This window comes from Streptosporangiales bacterium (genome assembly GCA_009379955.1).
Taxonomy (GTDB): Bacteria; Actinomycetota; Actinomycetes; order Streptosporangiales; family WHST01; genus WHST01.
The window spans coordinates 81,753-96,277 of sequence record WHST01000001.1 but is presented as its reverse complement, the minus strand read 5'-3'; the positions used below and the strand labels follow the sequence as shown (position 1 = coordinate 96,277).

General features: G+C 69.6%; 13 protein-coding genes. 11 read left to right on the top strand and 2 right to left on the bottom strand.

The features are described from left to right. Position 1: 1 nt before the first annotated feature. Together GEV10_00405 and argS are read right to left on the bottom strand one after the other, a co-directional pair. Positions 2-943: an SIS domain-containing protein gene (locus tag GEV10_00405; GenBank protein MQA76937.1), complete on the bottom strand. Its 942-nt coding sequence runs from the start codon at positions 941-943 to the stop codon at positions 2-4. 196 nt (positions 944-1,139) lie between these two features. Then, complete coding sequence (gene argS / locus GEV10_00400; GenBank protein ID MQA76936.1) at positions 1,140-2,870, bottom strand: arginine--tRNA ligase; 1,731 nt, start codon at positions 2,868-2,870, stop codon at positions 1,140-1,142. Positions 2,871-2,916: 46 nt separating this feature from the next. Here argS and GEV10_00395 point away from each other — a divergent pair, with 46 nt between their 5' ends. The 11 genes from GEV10_00395 (at position 2,917) to GEV10_00345 (ending at position 14,494) form a co-directional block, all read left to right on the top strand. Then, positions 2,917-3,624 (top strand): maleylpyruvate isomerase family mycothiol-dependent enzyme, encoded by a 708-nt coding sequence (locus GEV10_00395; GenBank protein MQA76935.1) that lies wholly within the window; start codon positions 2,917-2,919, stop codon positions 3,622-3,624. 152 nt (positions 3,625-3,776) lie between these two features. Beyond that, positions 3,777-5,039: a M24 family metallopeptidase gene (locus GEV10_00390; GenBank protein MQA76934.1), complete on the top strand. Its 1,263-nt coding sequence runs from the start codon at positions 3,777-3,779 to the stop codon at positions 5,037-5,039. A gap of 14 nt (positions 5,040-5,053) precedes the next feature. Beyond that, positions 5,054-6,142: an extracellular solute-binding protein gene (locus GEV10_00385; protein ID MQA76933.1), complete on the top strand. Its 1,089-nt coding sequence runs from the start codon at positions 5,054-5,056 to the stop codon at positions 6,140-6,142. Between the two features lie 48 nt (positions 6,143-6,190). After that, positions 6,191-8,008 (top strand): ABC transporter permease subunit, encoded by a 1,818-nt coding sequence (locus GEV10_00380; protein MQA76932.1) that lies wholly within the window; start codon positions 6,191-6,193, stop codon positions 8,006-8,008. After that, positions 7,555-9,096: an ATP-binding cassette domain-containing protein gene (locus GEV10_00375; GenBank protein ID MQA76931.1), complete on the top strand. Its 1,542-nt coding sequence runs from the start codon at positions 7,555-7,557 to the stop codon at positions 9,094-9,096. The genes GEV10_00380 and GEV10_00375 overlap by 454 nt, the downstream gene beginning before the upstream one ends. Positions 9,097-9,113: 17 nt before the next feature. Next, positions 9,114-10,040, top strand: coding sequence for an alpha/beta fold hydrolase (locus GEV10_00370; protein MQA76930.1), 927 nt, complete (start codon positions 9,114-9,116; stop codon positions 10,038-10,040). Positions 10,041-10,049: 9 nt separating this feature from the next. Next, complete coding sequence (locus GEV10_00365; protein ID MQA76929.1) at positions 10,050-10,715, top strand: MBL fold metallo-hydrolase; 666 nt, start codon at positions 10,050-10,052, stop codon at positions 10,713-10,715. 83 nt (positions 10,716-10,798) lie between these two features. Then, entirely contained in the window at positions 10,799-11,578 is a 780-nt protein-coding gene (locus tag GEV10_00360) for an enoyl-CoA hydratase/isomerase family protein (GenBank protein MQA76928.1), read from the top strand. Then, entirely contained in the window at positions 11,563-12,624 is a 1,062-nt protein-coding gene (locus tag GEV10_00355) for an LLM class flavin-dependent oxidoreductase (GenBank protein MQA76927.1), read from the top strand. Before GEV10_00360 ends, GEV10_00355 begins: the two co-directional genes overlap by 16 nt. A gap of 6 nt (positions 12,625-12,630) precedes the next feature. Then, a complete protein-coding gene (locus GEV10_00350; GenBank protein ID MQA76926.1) occupies positions 12,631-13,758 on the top strand; it encodes a hypothetical protein in 1,128 nt (375 codons plus the stop codon). Positions 13,759-13,768: 10 nt separating this feature from the next. After that, positions 13,769-14,494 carry an SDR family oxidoreductase gene (locus tag GEV10_00345; protein MQA76925.1) on the top strand — a complete coding sequence of 242 codons (726 nt, stop codon included), beginning with the start codon at positions 13,769-13,771 and terminating at the stop codon, positions 14,492-14,494. Positions 14,495-14,525 lie beyond the last annotated feature (31 nt).

The window sequence follows — 14,525 nt, the reverse complement described above, 5'->3', positions numbered from 1 at the left end:
GTCAGGGTCCCCTGCCGGAGCGGTTGGCGTGCGACCCTCGCCGCGGTTGGCCGACGGTCCGCCGGTGATCGGACACGGCCATCGCCGACGCGGCGAGCATCGTAATCGTCTGGCTGAAGTTCTGCTGGGCGATCAGCAGGTAGAGCAGGTCGAGCACGAACAGTTGCGCGTGCTTCGCGGACAGGTCGTCCGGCTGCAGGTAGCCGTCGGGCGCGAACGTCGTCACGTGGACGTCCGCGATGGCCGCCAACGGCGAGGAGGCGCTGCTGGTGAGCGCGACCGTGTACGCGCCGGACGAGCGCGCCTGCGCGAGCATTTGGATCGTCTCCTCGGTGCGCCCGGTGTTGGAGACGGCCAGGGCGACGCACCGCTCGTCCTGCAGGGCGGCGCTGGTCAGGGCGGCGTGCACCTCCTGCCAGGCGTGGGCGTCGATGCCGATCCGGTACATGCGCGCGGCGAGCTCCTCGGCCATCCCGCCGCTGCCGCCGATGCCGTAGATGTCCAGGTGCCGGCAGCTCGCGATGCGCCTGGCCAGGTCGTGGACCTGGTCGAGGTCGATCTGGTCCGCCGTCGCGCTGAGCGACACCGCGTGCGCGCGCAACAGCGAGCGCATCACCTCGGCCGGCTTGTCGTCCGGGTTGAACGCCCGGCCGATGTCCGCTCGCCAGGACTCCTGGGCGTCACCGCGCCCGATGTCGGACGCGACGCCGACCCGGAACGAGACGTACCCGGAGTATCCGAGCGTCCGGCAGAACCTGGTGACCGTGGCCGGGGAGACCCGCGCCTCCTCGGCGAGCTCGGTGATGGAGAGCTCGAGCGGACCCGCGGGGTTGCGCAGCAGTACGTCGGCGACCTTGGTCATGGCAGCGGACATCTGCGAGGTCTTCGCGAGGATGCGCTCCCGGACGCCGATCGGCGCTGCTGCCACCACATCGCGTGCGATCGCCTCCACCGGTCTCCCCTCACCTGAAAATCCATGTCAGGGCATTGGGCCCGATCGGAAAAGGATTATCAGGGGGCGGGACGTTCGCAAGCGAGAACCAGTATCGAATGAGTAACGATGACCCGCATCACAGCAGGTGATCGAACGAACGCACTGCGCGGCGCGGCGTTCGTCCCACGTCGGGCGCCGCCGTCGGCTACATCCGGTCCGGGGCGGTGATGCCGAGCAGGCCGAGCCCGCGAGCGAGGACCCGCGCGGTGAGGTCGCACAGCCGGAGCCTGCTCAGGCGCGTCTCCTCGTCGTCCGCCTTGAGAACGGGACAGTGCTCGTAGAACCTGGTGAACGCGGCGGCGAGCTCGTACAGGTAGCCGCACAGCCGGTGGAACTCCACGGCGCCCGCCGATCGCTCCACCACGCGGGCGAACCCGAGCAGGTGGATGCCGAGGGCGCGCTCCTGCTGCTGCCGCAACGAGAGCGACACGTTGTGCAGATCCTCTGGACGGTAGTCGCCGCGCCGGAAGATCGACCGGATCCTGGCGTGCGCGTACTGGAGGTACGGGGACGTGTTGCCGTCGAACGACAGCATGCGGTCCCAGTCGAACACGTAGTCCTTGATCCGGTCGTTCGACAGGTCGGCGTACTTCAGTGCGCCGATGCCGACCGCGCGCGCGACCCTCGTCCGCTCCTCGCCGGCGAGGTCGGCGTTCTTCTCCGCCACGGCGGCGGTCGCCCGCGCGACCGCGTCATCGAGGAGGTCGCCGAGCTTGACGTTGTCACCCGCCCTGGTGCGCAGCATCTTGTGGTCGGGGCCGAGGATCGAGCCGAACCCGACGTGCTCCGCGTGCTCGGCGTCCGTCAGCCAGCCGGCCTCCCTGGCGACCTGGAACAGCATCGCGAAGTGGTGAGACTGCGGGCTGCCCACGACGTACAGGATGCGGCTCGCACCGACCTCGCGGATCCAGTGCCTGATCGCGGCCAGGTCGGTGGCGCTGTAGCCGTAGCCGCCGTCGCTCTTGACCACGATGACCGGCAGCGGCCCGCCGTCGCGCCCGGTGAAGCCCTCGGGGAACACGCAGCGCGCGCCGTCGCTCTCCCGCAGCAGGCCGAGGCGGTCGAGCTCGGCGACGACGTCGTCCAGCTGGTCGTTGTAGCTGCTCTCCCCCGCGAGGTCGTCTCGGGTCAGCGTGACCTCCATGCGGTCGTACACCTGCTGGAAGTACCTGGCGGACTGGTCGACGAGCACCCGCCACAGCCGCAGCGTCTCGGCGTCGCCGCCCTGCAGCATCACGACCCGCCGCCGCGACCGGTCCTGGAACGCCGGGTCGCCGTCGAACTTCACCCGTGCCGCCTGGTAGAAGACGCCGAGCTCGCCGAGTGAGAGCTCCTGCGCGGCCTCGTCTTCGCCGAGGTCGACCAGGTGCTCGATGAGCATGCCGAACGGCGTGCCCCAGTCGCCGACATGGTTCTGCCGTACGACGGCGTGACCGAGCCACTCGAGGGTGCGTGCGGCCGCGTCGCCGATCACGGTCGACCGCAGGTGGCCGACGTGCATCTCCTTCGCCACGTTGGGCGAGGAGTAGTCGATCACGACCTTCTCCTGGCTCTCCGCGAACGGGACGCCCTCGCGCGGGTCGGCGGCCATCTCCGCTACCAGCCGCGACACGGCCCCGGAGCTGACGGTGAGGTTGATGAAGCCGGGACCCGCGACCTCGACCCGCTCGCAGAGGTCGTCGAGCTCGGCCTTGGCGACGATGTCGGCGGCGATGTCGCGCGGGCTGCGCCGCAGCGGCTTCGCCAGCGCGAGCGCGCCGTCGGCCTGGAAGTCGGCGCGGTCGGAACGTCGGACGGCTGGGTCCACCGGCTCACCGGCGATCGCCGCGAAGGCTGCGCCGAGACGTGCTTCGAGCAGGCTGACCAGATCCGTCATGGATGTCCCTCACAGTGCGGATGGCAACTGTCGATACGGTCATCGTATGGGAATTGAGCCGCGCGACCTGGCACGGGACGTCGAAGCCGCTACGCGCCGCCTGATCGAGACCGTCACCGCGCTCGACGACACCGACGTGCGTGCGCCGTCACGGCTGCCCGACTGGAGCCGCGGGCACGTCCTCACCCATCTCGCCAGGAACGCCGACGGCCTGGTCAACCTGCTCGGCTGGTGCCACGGCCAGCGGGTGCCGATGTACGAGAGCAACGAGGCCAGGGACCGTGATATCGAGGCCGGTGCCGCGCGGTCGGCCGAGCAGCTCCTCGCCGACGTCCGCGCCTCGGCCGAACGCTTCGCCGAGGCCCTCGACGCCGTCCCCGACGAGGGCTGGGACGTCGTCGTCGAGCTCCGCGGCCGCCGGCAGCTCCCGACGTCCGACGTGCCGTGGAAGCGGCTCGTCGAGGTCGAGGTGCACCACCTCGACCTCGGCGCGGGCTACGACCACGCCGACTGGTCGCAGCCGTTCACCGACCGTCTCCTCGACGAGGTCGGCGCCGGGCTGCCCGACCGCCTCGGCGGCCGGTCCCTGACCGTGCACCGCACCGACCGGTCGGCGCCTCCCGCCGACGCACCGCGCCCCGTGGTCTCCGGCTCGCCGACGGCCCTCGCCGCCTGGCTCACCGGTCGGTCCCCCGGCACCGACCTCACCGTCGACCCCCCGGGCGACCTCCCCGCCATCCCCGGCTGGATCTGACCGACCACCACCGCAGGGCACGTCCACCGTCATGAGCCGTGCGCGCCCGGCGCCGCCCCTGCACGCCCCGTTGCTGGTGAGACAGTGTCTTGACGGTATCTCCTTGACAGAGGTAACTTATCCAGACCTTGGGCCATGTCAGGAGTTGGCACATGACCGTTCATTCCTCCCCCCGTTTCCCCGGGCTCTCCCCCGCTGAGCGAGAGCGCCGCCACACCCTCGTGCGTGACCTGCTCGGGCGCCTCGACCTGGACGGGCTCCTGGTGTTCGGCGACGACAGGAACCCGATCGACAACTGGCTGACCAACGACAGGACAGGCAGCGTGGTCGTCTTCCCCAGGGACGGGGAGATGACGTGCCTGGTCTGGTCGACCCAGGTCATCGCCGCACACATCCTCGCCACGGAGCGCGGTGAGGACTCCTGGGTGACCGACATGCGACGCGGCATGGGGGGCGCCGCCATCGTCGAGGTCCTCAAGGAGAAGCACCTCGCCAAGGGCCGGCTCGGCGTGCTCGGCGTCGGCGCGGCGAACAACAAGGAGGCGGACGGACGGGTCCCCTACAAGAGGTGGCACGGGATCGTCACGGCGCTCCCCGACGTCGAGTTCCACAGCATGGAGGAGGATCTCTATCCCCTCCTGGCGATGAAGAGCGACGAGGAGCTCGCACTCGTCAGGCGCTCCGCGGAGGTCGGTGAGATCGCCAGCCAGGCGATGATGGACGTCACGCGACCCGGCGTGGGTGAGCACGAGATCTACGCCGCGGCGAACGCCGCCATCCTTCGGGAGGGCGGCTATCTCGCGATGCGCACCACGATCCTTCAGTGCGGCAGCAGGAATCCGGCCTGGGGCCCACCCAACTACCTCTACCGGTCCCAGGAGCCCTACGTCGTCCAGGTGGGCGACGTCGTGATGGCCGAGCTCTTCCCGGTCATCGGGATGATCGAGACCCAACAGCAGATGAGCATCGCCGTCGGTGAGCTCTCGCCCGAGCACAAGCGCCTCGAGGAGCTCTGCCTCGCTTCGAGTGCGGCGGGTCTTGACGTCCTGCGCACCGCTGGCGCGACCTTCGGACAGCTGGTGGACGCCATGGAGCGTCCGATCAGGGAGACGGAGGGCGCGTGGAGCATCACGCCGATGATCCACACCGTCAATCCCCTCTACTACACGGGCAACGCGGCGATCGGCATCGAGGATCACCTGCCGGGCATCGACCGGTACAGGAACGTCACCGGTGTGCGGATGTCCGACGCCCACGCCGGGCTCACCATCAGGCCGGGCATGTGCTTCGCCTTCGAGCCGAACGCCCTGTTCGGCAGCGCCAGGATCAACATCGGCGGCACGGTCGTGGCGACCGACGGCGAGCCGTTGGTCCTGAACCGGCTCGCCAACCAGGTCAACGTCGTCCCCGCCTGAGGAGGTGCGAACTCATGATGCGCACAAGCGGTCTCGTTCGGGCGCTGGCGATGGCCGGCACGGTGTCCGCGCTCAGCGTCTGTCTCGCCGCCTGCGGCGGAGGCGGCTCGGGAGCCGACGAAGGCGGCGGCTCCGGCCCCGCCACCGGTGGAATCAAGAAGGTCCTCGCCGCCGCGAAGAAGGAAGGAAAGGTCACCTGGTTCATCGGATCGCAGAAGTACACGGCCGAGCAGCAGAAGAAGGTCGGCGAGGCGTTCGAGAAGGAGTACGGGTTCCCCCTCGAGGTCACCCTCAACGGGAGGGGCGCCATCTCCGCGGAGTTCAGCAAGCTCGTCGAGGAGAGCGCCGCGGGAGTCCCCCCGACGATCGACCTCGTCAACGCGGGCTACAGCACCCTCAGGGTGCTCCGTGACTCGAAGAACCTCACCCAGACGGACTGGAAGGACGTCGGCATCCCGCGCGACTACGTGTCGGCCGACATGCCGCAGGCGGTGTACCTGTTCGACCAGGTGCGTACGCCGTTCTACAACACGAAGCTGGTCAGCGAGGCAGACCGGCCGAAGACCTGGGACGACCTGCTCGATCCGAAGTGGAAGGGCAAGAGCGTCACGGCGACCACACCGTCGATCTGGAGCACGATCAGCTACTCGCTGGGCGAGGAGCGGACGCGCAAGCTGTTGCGCGACCTCGTGCAGAAGCAGCAGATGGCGACCCTGTCGACGATCACCGCGATCCCCGCGGCGGTGTCCAACGGTCAGTACTCCATCGGCATCGCCGCCCCCATCGAGCGGAACATCGCGCGCAAGGAACCGCTGGACTACCTTCAGCTCGACGCGAAGAACGTCCCAATCCCCAACAACGTGGCCCTGCTGAAGGACGCACCCCACCCGAACGCCGCGGCCGCGCTCGTCTACTTCCTCTCCCAGACGCGGGCCGGGCAGAAGGTCATGTTCGAGGTCATGGGCTATTCGCGCGGTGACGTCGAGGGCAGCGCGTCCTGGGATCTCTACGGCGAGGGACGCGGCACGATCCCGCCCTACGACTGGCAGGTCAACGACGCCGTGAAGCTCGAGGAAGAGTTCCAGAAGCTGCTGAAGCAGTAGCCGGTCACGCAGGTTCCTCGACCCACCGCACGAAGGGCTCGGGCTTCGATGACCAGGACGACCGAACCACTCGACGCCGCACCGGCCCGCGACGCTCGCGAGCGCGCGCCGCGGGCGCGCCCGGGATTCGCCCGGTCCGGCAGACGCGACTGGATCCTCGTCGGCGTCCTCGTGGTCGTCCTGGTCGCGCTCGCGCTGATCCTGCTGAAGTTCGTGATTCTGATCGCAGGGTCGTTCCACCGTGGATCCCTCATGACCGGAGAGGGATACACCCTCGACCACTACCGCCGGATCCTCACCGATCCGACGTTCGTCAGGACCGCGCTCAACACCCTGCGTATCTCGCTCGGCACGCTCGTCGTGATGCTGGCGATCAGCGTGCCCGCCGCGTGGGTCTACACGCGAACCGACTTCCGCGGCAACCGGTTCATCCTGCTGCTGTTCACCGCCAACGTGGCTGTGCCGGGCTTTCTCGTCGCGTTGGCGTACCAGTTCATGCTCAATCCCACCAACGGCGTCATCAACCTCACCCTGCGCGGCCTCTACGCCTGGGAGTCCGGCCCGGTCAACATCTACAGCATGTGGTGGATCGCGCTGCTCCAAGGGATCAGCCTTGCCGGAGCCGCGTTCTTCATGATGGCGCCCACCTTCCGCGCCATCGACTCCGCGCTCGAGGAGGCGGCGGTCACCAGTGGTCTGTCACAGGGCGCAACCCTGCGGAAGGTGGTGCTCCCCGTCGTCGCACCGGCCATCCTCGGGACGACCATCTACTACTTCGTGGTGTCCATGGAGATGTTCGACTACGCCGCATTGCTGGGACTTCCCCGGGGGATCCTCGTCTTCTCCACCTGGATCTACGAGTTGCTCAACCCGGCGAACAGCGTCCCCGAGTACGGCGCCGCCTCAGCCGTCGGACTGATCTTCACTCTCGTCGCCGTGATCCTCGTGTTCGTGTACTTCAAGCTGATCGGGAGCGGGGAGCGGTACGCCGTGCTCGCCGGCAAGCGGGGCGCGCAGCACCGGATCTCGCTGTCCCGCCGCCAGTCGGCCGTGGCGTGGACCTGCCTGGCCGTCCTGGCGACGGTGAGCCTGGTCGCACCGATCCTCAGCCTGGCGTGGACCTCTCTGCTGCCGTACCTCCAGGCACCGTCGCGCGCCGCACTGGCCGCGATGAACCTCGACTCCTACCGCGTCGCGATCCAGGAACTGCCGGCGCTCCTGCAGACGACGGTCACCCTCGTGATCAGCGTTCCCACGGTGTCGGTCCTCCTCGCGCTCTGCACCTCGTGGTACGTCATGCGGACACGCAAGCCGGGGCGGCGCGTGATCGACCTCCTGATCATGGCGGCGATCGGGACCCCGGCGATCGTCGGTGCCCTCGCGTTCCTCTATGCGGGCCTTGCCGTCTACCGGTGGTTGCCCATCTACGGGAGCATCTGGCTCGTCGTCATCGCGATGGGCGCCAGGTACATCACCTGGGCGAGCCGGTCGCTCAACAGCGCGATGCTCCAGATCGGGAAGGAGCTCGAGGAGTCCGCGGCGACGTCCGGCCTCAGCCTCGGGCGGTCCTTCGTCTCGATCGTCGTCCCCCTGGTCCTTCCCGCCATCGGGTTCTCCTGGTACTGGATCGCGCTCCTGGCACTGCGCGAGCTCAGCATTCCGGTCCTCCTGATGAAGGACGACACCCAGGTGATCGCGACGTCGATCTTCGGCTTCGACGTGGCGGGATCGACCGGCGTGGCGGCGGCACTCGGTGTCCTGCTGCTCGTCACGATCCTGCTCCTCGTCGGGTTGGGCCAACTGGTCATCCGCCGACGAGCCAAGCGTTCCGGCGAGGTCGGCGGCGGAGGGGAGTTGGCAGGGTGATCAGTGCGCGCGGTCTCAGCAAGACCTACCGAACCAAGGGCGACGACACGCTCGCGCTCGACGAGGTGACCATCGACGTCGACTCCGGCCAGTTCTACGTCCTGCTCGGACCATCGGGCTCGGGCAAGACCACGATGCTCAGGTGCCTGGCCGGCCTGGAGACGCCGGACAGAGGAACGATCCTCGTCGACGGCTGGACGGTGATGTCCAGCGACGACCACACGTTCGTCCCCGCTGAGCGCCGGCCGATCGGCATGGTCTTCCAGTCGTACGCCCTGTGGCCCACGATGGACGTGACCAAGAACGTCTCGCTGCCGCTGCGGCACGGCGCCCGCGGCGTCCCGAAGGACCAGGTCGCCGATCGGGTGAAGGGCGTGCTCGACCTGCTCCACCTGTCGCCGATGGCACGGCGCCCGGTGCAGGCGCTCTCCGGCGGTCAGCAACAGCGGGTGGCGCTCGCCCGCGCGCTCGCACTCGAACCTGCGGTGCTCCTGATGGACGAGCCGCTGTCGAACCTCGACGTGCAACTGCGGGCCGAGCTGCGGATCGAGATCAAGAGTCTCACCAGGCGCCTCGGCATCACCGCGGTCTACGTCACCCACGACCAGGCGGACGCCATGGTGATGGCCGACGTCGCCTGCGTGATGAACGCGGGCCGGGTCCTGCAACAGGGCACGCCGTCGGACCTGTACCGGGAGCCGGCAGACCTCTTCGTCGCGGGTTTCCTCGGTGAGCTGAACCGGATCGACGGCAAGGTCCGCAGCTGCGACGACCGGTCGTGCGAGGTCGAGACGCCGCTGGGAACGTTCACCGCCAGGCGCGACCCAGGTGTGGACCCGCAGGCTGCCGTCGTTCTCGGCATCCGGCTGGAAGCGGTGCGATGGTCGGATGCACCCGGACCCAACCGATTCGAGGCGACCGTACTCGAGCGCATGTTCATGGGCGGCGACATCGTCTACCGGATGGTCGCGGGCGACCACTCGCTCCGGGTCCGCCGAACCTCGGCCGGTGACGACATCCCGGCGACGGACTCACCGGTCTTCGTCGAGTTCCCCCACGAGTCATTGACGGCATTTCCCAGCACCTAGAGAACGGTGGTAGTGCCATGGTTCAGGGCGTCGAAACGATCTACAGTCATCCCGACAGGGTCGCGAGCAGGTTCACGGCGGTCGACGGATACCGCACGCACTACCTGGAGGCCGGAGCGCAGGACGCCCCACCGCTGGTACTGGTGCACGGATCGTCGAACTTCGGCATGGGCGTCGACCGCTGGTATCCCACGATCATCCCGCTGAGCGAGCGCTTCCACGTCTTCGCCGTCGACGAGATCGGCTTCGGGCACACCGACGCGCCGCGAGCGGCCAAGGATCTGAAGCACACGCGAGTCAGGGCCGAGCACGTCATCGGATTCCTCGAGACGATCGACGTGGGGCCCGTCCACCTCGTCGGCCAGTCCGAGGGTGGCTGGATCGCCACCTACGTCAGCCTGGTACGACCGGACCTCGTGTCGAGGCTCGTCCTGATCGACAGCGGCAGCACGGCGGCGCCACCAGCCCGCCATCTGCCCTACTTCGACGACCTCTTCGAAGCCGGCACGATGGTGCCGAAGCAGGAGTTCCGCACGAAGGAGCAGATCCGCGAGTACGAGCTTGCGTTCGTCTACGACGAGGCCGCCCTCACCGACGAGTTCCTCGACCGTCTCGTCGAGCTCGCCAAGCGATGGAGCGACATCCACCTGACGCGGGCGAGGGAGTTCTGGGCCGACACCACCCAGGCCTGGGTCGAGAAGCACGAGATGTACACCGTCAACGGTGTCCACATCAGCGAGGAGATCCAGAAGCTGAGCGTCCCGACCCTCGTGCTGTGGGGCAAGCAGTCCAACAAGGGCGTGGACCGCGGTTACGAGCTGTACAAGAAGATCCCCGGCGCGCAGTTCCACGTCTTCGACCACGCGAACCACTTCCTCTGGCTCGACCAGCCGCGGGACTTCAACGCCATCGTCGAGTGGTTCCTGTGCAAGGCGATCGACTAGTGTCGGACGATGACGTACACCGGTGACGTGGAGCCCGAAGGACCGTCGGACGTGCGTGAGCTGACCGACATCGTCATCCGCAAGACGAGCGTCGGCACGATGGACAACAACGCGTACCTGCTCACCGACCGTGCCACGGGTGCCCAGCTGCTCGTCGACGCGGCCGACAACCCGAAGCGGCTGTCCGCCTTCGTCGAGGAGGGGTCGGCCGACGGGCGTCTCGACGTCATCGTGACGACGCACCAGCACTGGGACCACCACCGCGCGCTCGAGGCGCTCGACCGGGAGAAGACCCCGTGGACGGCGGCCGGTCGCGACGACAGCGACGCCGTGCCCGTCACGCCGGACCAGGAGCTCGCCGACGGCGACCAGGTCGCGTTCGGCGAGCAGCGCCTGCGGGTCATCCACCTCGTCGGCCACACGCCGGGCAGCGTCGCGCTGCTGTACGACGACCCGCACGGTCACCCGCACCTGTTCACCGGTGACTCGCTGTTCCCCGGCGGGCCGGGGAGGACCACGACGCCGGCAGCCTTCACGTCGCTGATGAACGACCTCGAGCGGAAGGTCTTCGGCGCGTTGCCCGACGACACGTGGGTCTACCCGGGCCATGGCAAGGACACCACGCTCGGCGCCGAGCGCCCGCATCTCGGCGAGTGGCGTGCCCGCGGCTGGTAGCCCGCGTCCCACCTGACGAACACCTCCTTGACGCCCGCACGGGCCTAGTGCTCTGATCTGATATCAGATATTCGGAGGTGCGGATGGCTACTCCCGTCCAGGTGGAGACCGTGGACGCGGTCCGCGTGGTCACGATCGACCGGCCCGAGCGACGCAACGCGCTCGACGACGAGGCGACCGCCCTGCTCGTCGAGATCTTCGCCGAGGCGAACCTCGACCCCGCCGTGTCGGTGGTGCTGCTGACCGCGTCGGGCGACCGCGCGTTCTGCGCGGGACGCGACCTGCGGGAGCTCGACGACAGGGCCAAGCAGCACGCCGGCATCAGCCAGCCCATGGTCGCGGCCGAGCGCAACCTGCACGAGACGGTCCTCGAGACCTACAAGCCGGTGATCGCGGCGCTCAACGGCGCCGCGGTCGGCGGCGGGTTCGAGCTGGCCCTCGCCTGTGACCTGCGGGTCGCCGCCGACCACGCGTTCCTCCAGCTGTCGGAGGTCAGGCGCGGCATGGGCGCGAACTTCGCCAGCGTGGTGCTCCCCCAGCTGCTGCCACGCGCGGTCGCACTCGAGCTGCTCTACACCGGTCGCCGGATGGAGTGCGACGAGGCGTTGCGCTGGGGCCTGCTCAACGCCGTGCACCCGAAGGACCGCCTGCTCGACGCGGCGATGGAGCTCGCCACCTCGATCGCGCGCAACGCGCCGCTCAGCCTGCGCAGGTACGCCGAGATGAGCACGAAGTCCTGGGGCCTGCCGGTGTCGGCCGGACTGCGCCTCAACGTCGGCCCGAACCCGTACACCTCCGAGGACCGCGTCGAGGGCGTCAACGCGTACGTCGAGAAGCGGGAGCCCCGGTGGCAGGGCCGCTGATGGTCGAGCTCGGCTACTTCCTCAACCCGGAGTACGAACCCGGCGTCGACGTGCACCGCGCCGTCGAGGAGCAACGCGAGACGGTCCGGCACTGCCGCGACCTCGGGCTGTCCGCAGTCGTCGTCGGCGAGCACCTGTCCCGCGCCGAGTCGGTGTGGCTGCCGCCGGTCCCGCTGCTCTGCCGCATCTGCGGAGACGGCGAGGGCATGCTGTTCGGCACCGGCGTGCTCGCCGCGCCCCTGCACAACCCCGTCCTGCTCGCCGAGCAGGCCGCGTTCCTCGACGGCCTCACCGGCGGCCGGTTCGCGCTCGGCCTCAGCGCGGGGTGGAACGCCGGGGAGTTCGCCTCGCTCTCGGTCCCGCTGGCCAGGCGGGGTGCCGCCGTCGACGAGGCGGTCGAGATCCTGCGCCTGCTCTGGGGGTCCGAGGGGCCGGTGAGCCACGCCGGTCACAGGTACGCGTTCGACGACGTCACGCTCAGCCTCCGCCCTGTGCAGCCGGGCGGCCCGCCGATCTGGATCGGCGCAAGCTCGGAGCCGGCGCTGCGCAGGGCCGCGCGGATCGGCGACGCGTGGATCGCGACCTCGCACCTGCCGAACGAGGGTGTGGTGAAGCAGGCGGAGCGATACCGGTCCTTCCTCCGCGACGGCGGCCGGCCGCTGCCCGCGACCCGGCCGGGCCTGCGCAACATCTACGTCGGCCGTACGCACGAGGAGGCCGTACGTGAGGTCGGGCCGTACCTCACGTCCAGCTACGCGATGTTCGACGACTGGGGCCTGTTCTCCGACGTGCTGCGGCAGCACAAGGGCACGGTCGACTACGCGCAGGCGGCCGAACGCGCCGTCGTCGGCGACCCGCAGTCGGTCGCCGAGCAGCTCACGGCGTTCGTGACCGCGTCGGACGTCAACCTGCTGCTCGCCAGGACCCAGTGGCTCGGCATGGAGCACCGCAGGATCCTCGACTCCCTCGAGCTGCTCGCGACCGAGGTCATGCCCGCGGTCAACGCCGCCCTCGCGTCCGGCGCCGAGCCGCGAACGGAGGCGTGACCGGCGATGGAGACCGACGAGACCGCACGCCTCCTGGCAGAGTCGGTCACCGACATGGTCAGGCGACGGATCGCGCCCCGTCTCGACGGCCTCCCGCCCGAGCCCGTGTCGAAGGACGTGCTCGTCGCCTGCCTGCGCGACGTCGCCACGACCGGGTATTTCGGCGTCCGCGTGCCCGAGCGGTGGGGCGGCAGCGGCCTGACGCACGTGCTGAGTGGCCTCGTCACCGAGGCGCTGCCGGCGTTCCTCGGCGTCGCGTGCATCGCCCAGGAGGCGACGATCTTCCGGCTCGTGGCCGGCGCCGACGACGCCGTGCGCGAGGCCTACCTGCCCGGGCTGCTCGCCGGCGACCTCGTCGCCGGATCGGCCATCAGCGAGCCCGACGTCGGCTCCGCGTCGAACGCGGTCACGGCCACGATCGAGCGGAGCGGCGACGGCTGCCGGCTGCGGGCCGGCAAGCTGTGGACGACCAACGGCACGGTCGCCGACCTGCTCGTGGTGCTGGCCAGGGACGCCGGGTCCGACTCCACCGCGCGGGTCCTCGTCGACACCCGCGCGACGCCGGTGACCGCCGCCGACCTGCCGATGAGCGGGCTGACGCGCGGCCACCTCTGCTCGGTCACCGTCGACGCGACGGTCCCGGCGAACCACGTCCTCACCAGCGCGTCGACCAGCACGAAGATGACGGACTCGTGGACGCTCAACCGCGTCTCGATGGGTCTCCTCGCATGCGCCCTCGCCAGGTCCGCGGTCGACTACGCGATCGCGTACGCCCGCACCCGCGAGCAGTTCGGCCGGGCGATCGCCCGCTTCCAGCTCGTCCAGGCGCTCATCGCCGACGCGGCCACGTCCGTCGAGGCCGCGCGGCTGCTCTGCCGCCGGGCGCTCGCCGACCTCGACGCCGGCCGGCCCGCCGTGCTCTCGTCGTCGATGGCCAAGCTGTTCGCCACCGAGACCGCGATCCAGGCGATCCTCAAGGCGCAGCAGGTCGCCGGCAGCTACGGCGTCAGCCGCGAGCTGCCGTTCGACGAGTGGCTGCGCGACGCGCGCATGCTCACCTTCCCCGACGGCACCAGCCAGATCCAGCAGCTCATCATCGGCCGCGAGCTGCTCGGCGTCTCGGCGTTCACCTAGGAGGCACGGCATGACCACGTCGTCAGCACCGCTCAGCCTCGTCACCGGGTCGGCGAGCGGCATCGGCCTCGCCATCGGTCATGCCCTGCGGGCCGGTGGGCACCGGGTCCTGGGACTCGACCTCGCGGAGGAGCCGGACGGCTCGCCGTTCGAGTCGTCCTACCGGTGCGACGTGACGAGCACGGCGGCCGTCGGCGACGTTGCCGCCGAGGTGGCGGGGACGTACGGCGCCGTCACCTCGCTCGTGCACTGCGCCGGCTGGTCGCCGCACGGCGACTTCCTCGACTCCACGGCCGAGGCGGACGAGCGCGTCATCGCGGTCAACTACGCCGGACTCCTCAACGTCGCGCGCGCGTTCGTCCCCGCGATGGTCGACGCCCACGACGGACGCGTGGTCGTCGTCGCCTCCGACGCCGCACGCATCGGCGTGCGGGGAGAGGCCGTATACGCCGGCGCGAAGGCCGCGCAAATCGCGTTCGCCAAGTCGCTCGCCGTCGAGGTGTCCCGCCGCGGCGTGACGGTCAACGTCGTCTCCCCCGGCACGACCGACACCCCGCTGCTGCGCCAGATGCTCACCGACGACCAGATCGAGAAGCGGCGGCGCGCCAACCCGATGCGCAGGTTGGGCGAGCCGGCGGACGTCGCGGCGGCGGTGGAGTTCTTCACCCGCCCCGACACCGCGTACATCACCGGACAGGTGCTCAGCGTGAACGGCGGCATGACCCGCGTGGACTGACCGTCAGGACGGCAACCGACCGAGCAGGAGC

Coding starts and splice junctions, on each gene's coding strand:
- GEV10_00385 (MQA76933.1), top strand. CDS start 5,054: ATGATGCGCACAAGCGGTCTCGTTCGGGCGCTGGCGATGGCCGGCACG.
- GEV10_00345 (MQA76925.1), top strand. CDS start 13,769: ATGACCACGTCGTCAGCACCGCTCAGCCTCGTCACCGGGTCGGCGAGC.
- GEV10_00370 (MQA76930.1), top strand. CDS start 9,114: ATGGTTCAGGGCGTCGAAACGATCTACAGTCATCCCGACAGGGTCGCG.
- GEV10_00390 (MQA76934.1), top strand. CDS start 3,777: ATGACCGTTCATTCCTCCCCCCGTTTCCCCGGGCTCTCCCCCGCTGAG.
- GEV10_00365 (MQA76929.1), top strand. CDS start 10,050: ATGACGTACACCGGTGACGTGGAGCCCGAAGGACCGTCGGACGTGCGT.
- GEV10_00380 (MQA76932.1), top strand. CDS start 6,191: ATGACCAGGACGACCGAACCACTCGACGCCGCACCGGCCCGCGACGCT.
- GEV10_00350 (MQA76926.1), top strand. CDS start 12,631: ATGGAGACCGACGAGACCGCACGCCTCCTGGCAGAGTCGGTCACCGAC.
- GEV10_00395 (MQA76935.1), top strand. CDS start 2,917: ATGGGAATTGAGCCGCGCGACCTGGCACGGGACGTCGAAGCCGCTACG.
- argS (MQA76936.1), bottom strand. CDS start 2,870: ATGACGGATCTGGTCAGCCTGCTCGAAGCACGTCTCGGCGCAGCCTTC.
- GEV10_00360 (MQA76928.1), top strand. CDS start 10,799: ATGGCTACTCCCGTCCAGGTGGAGACCGTGGACGCGGTCCGCGTGGTC.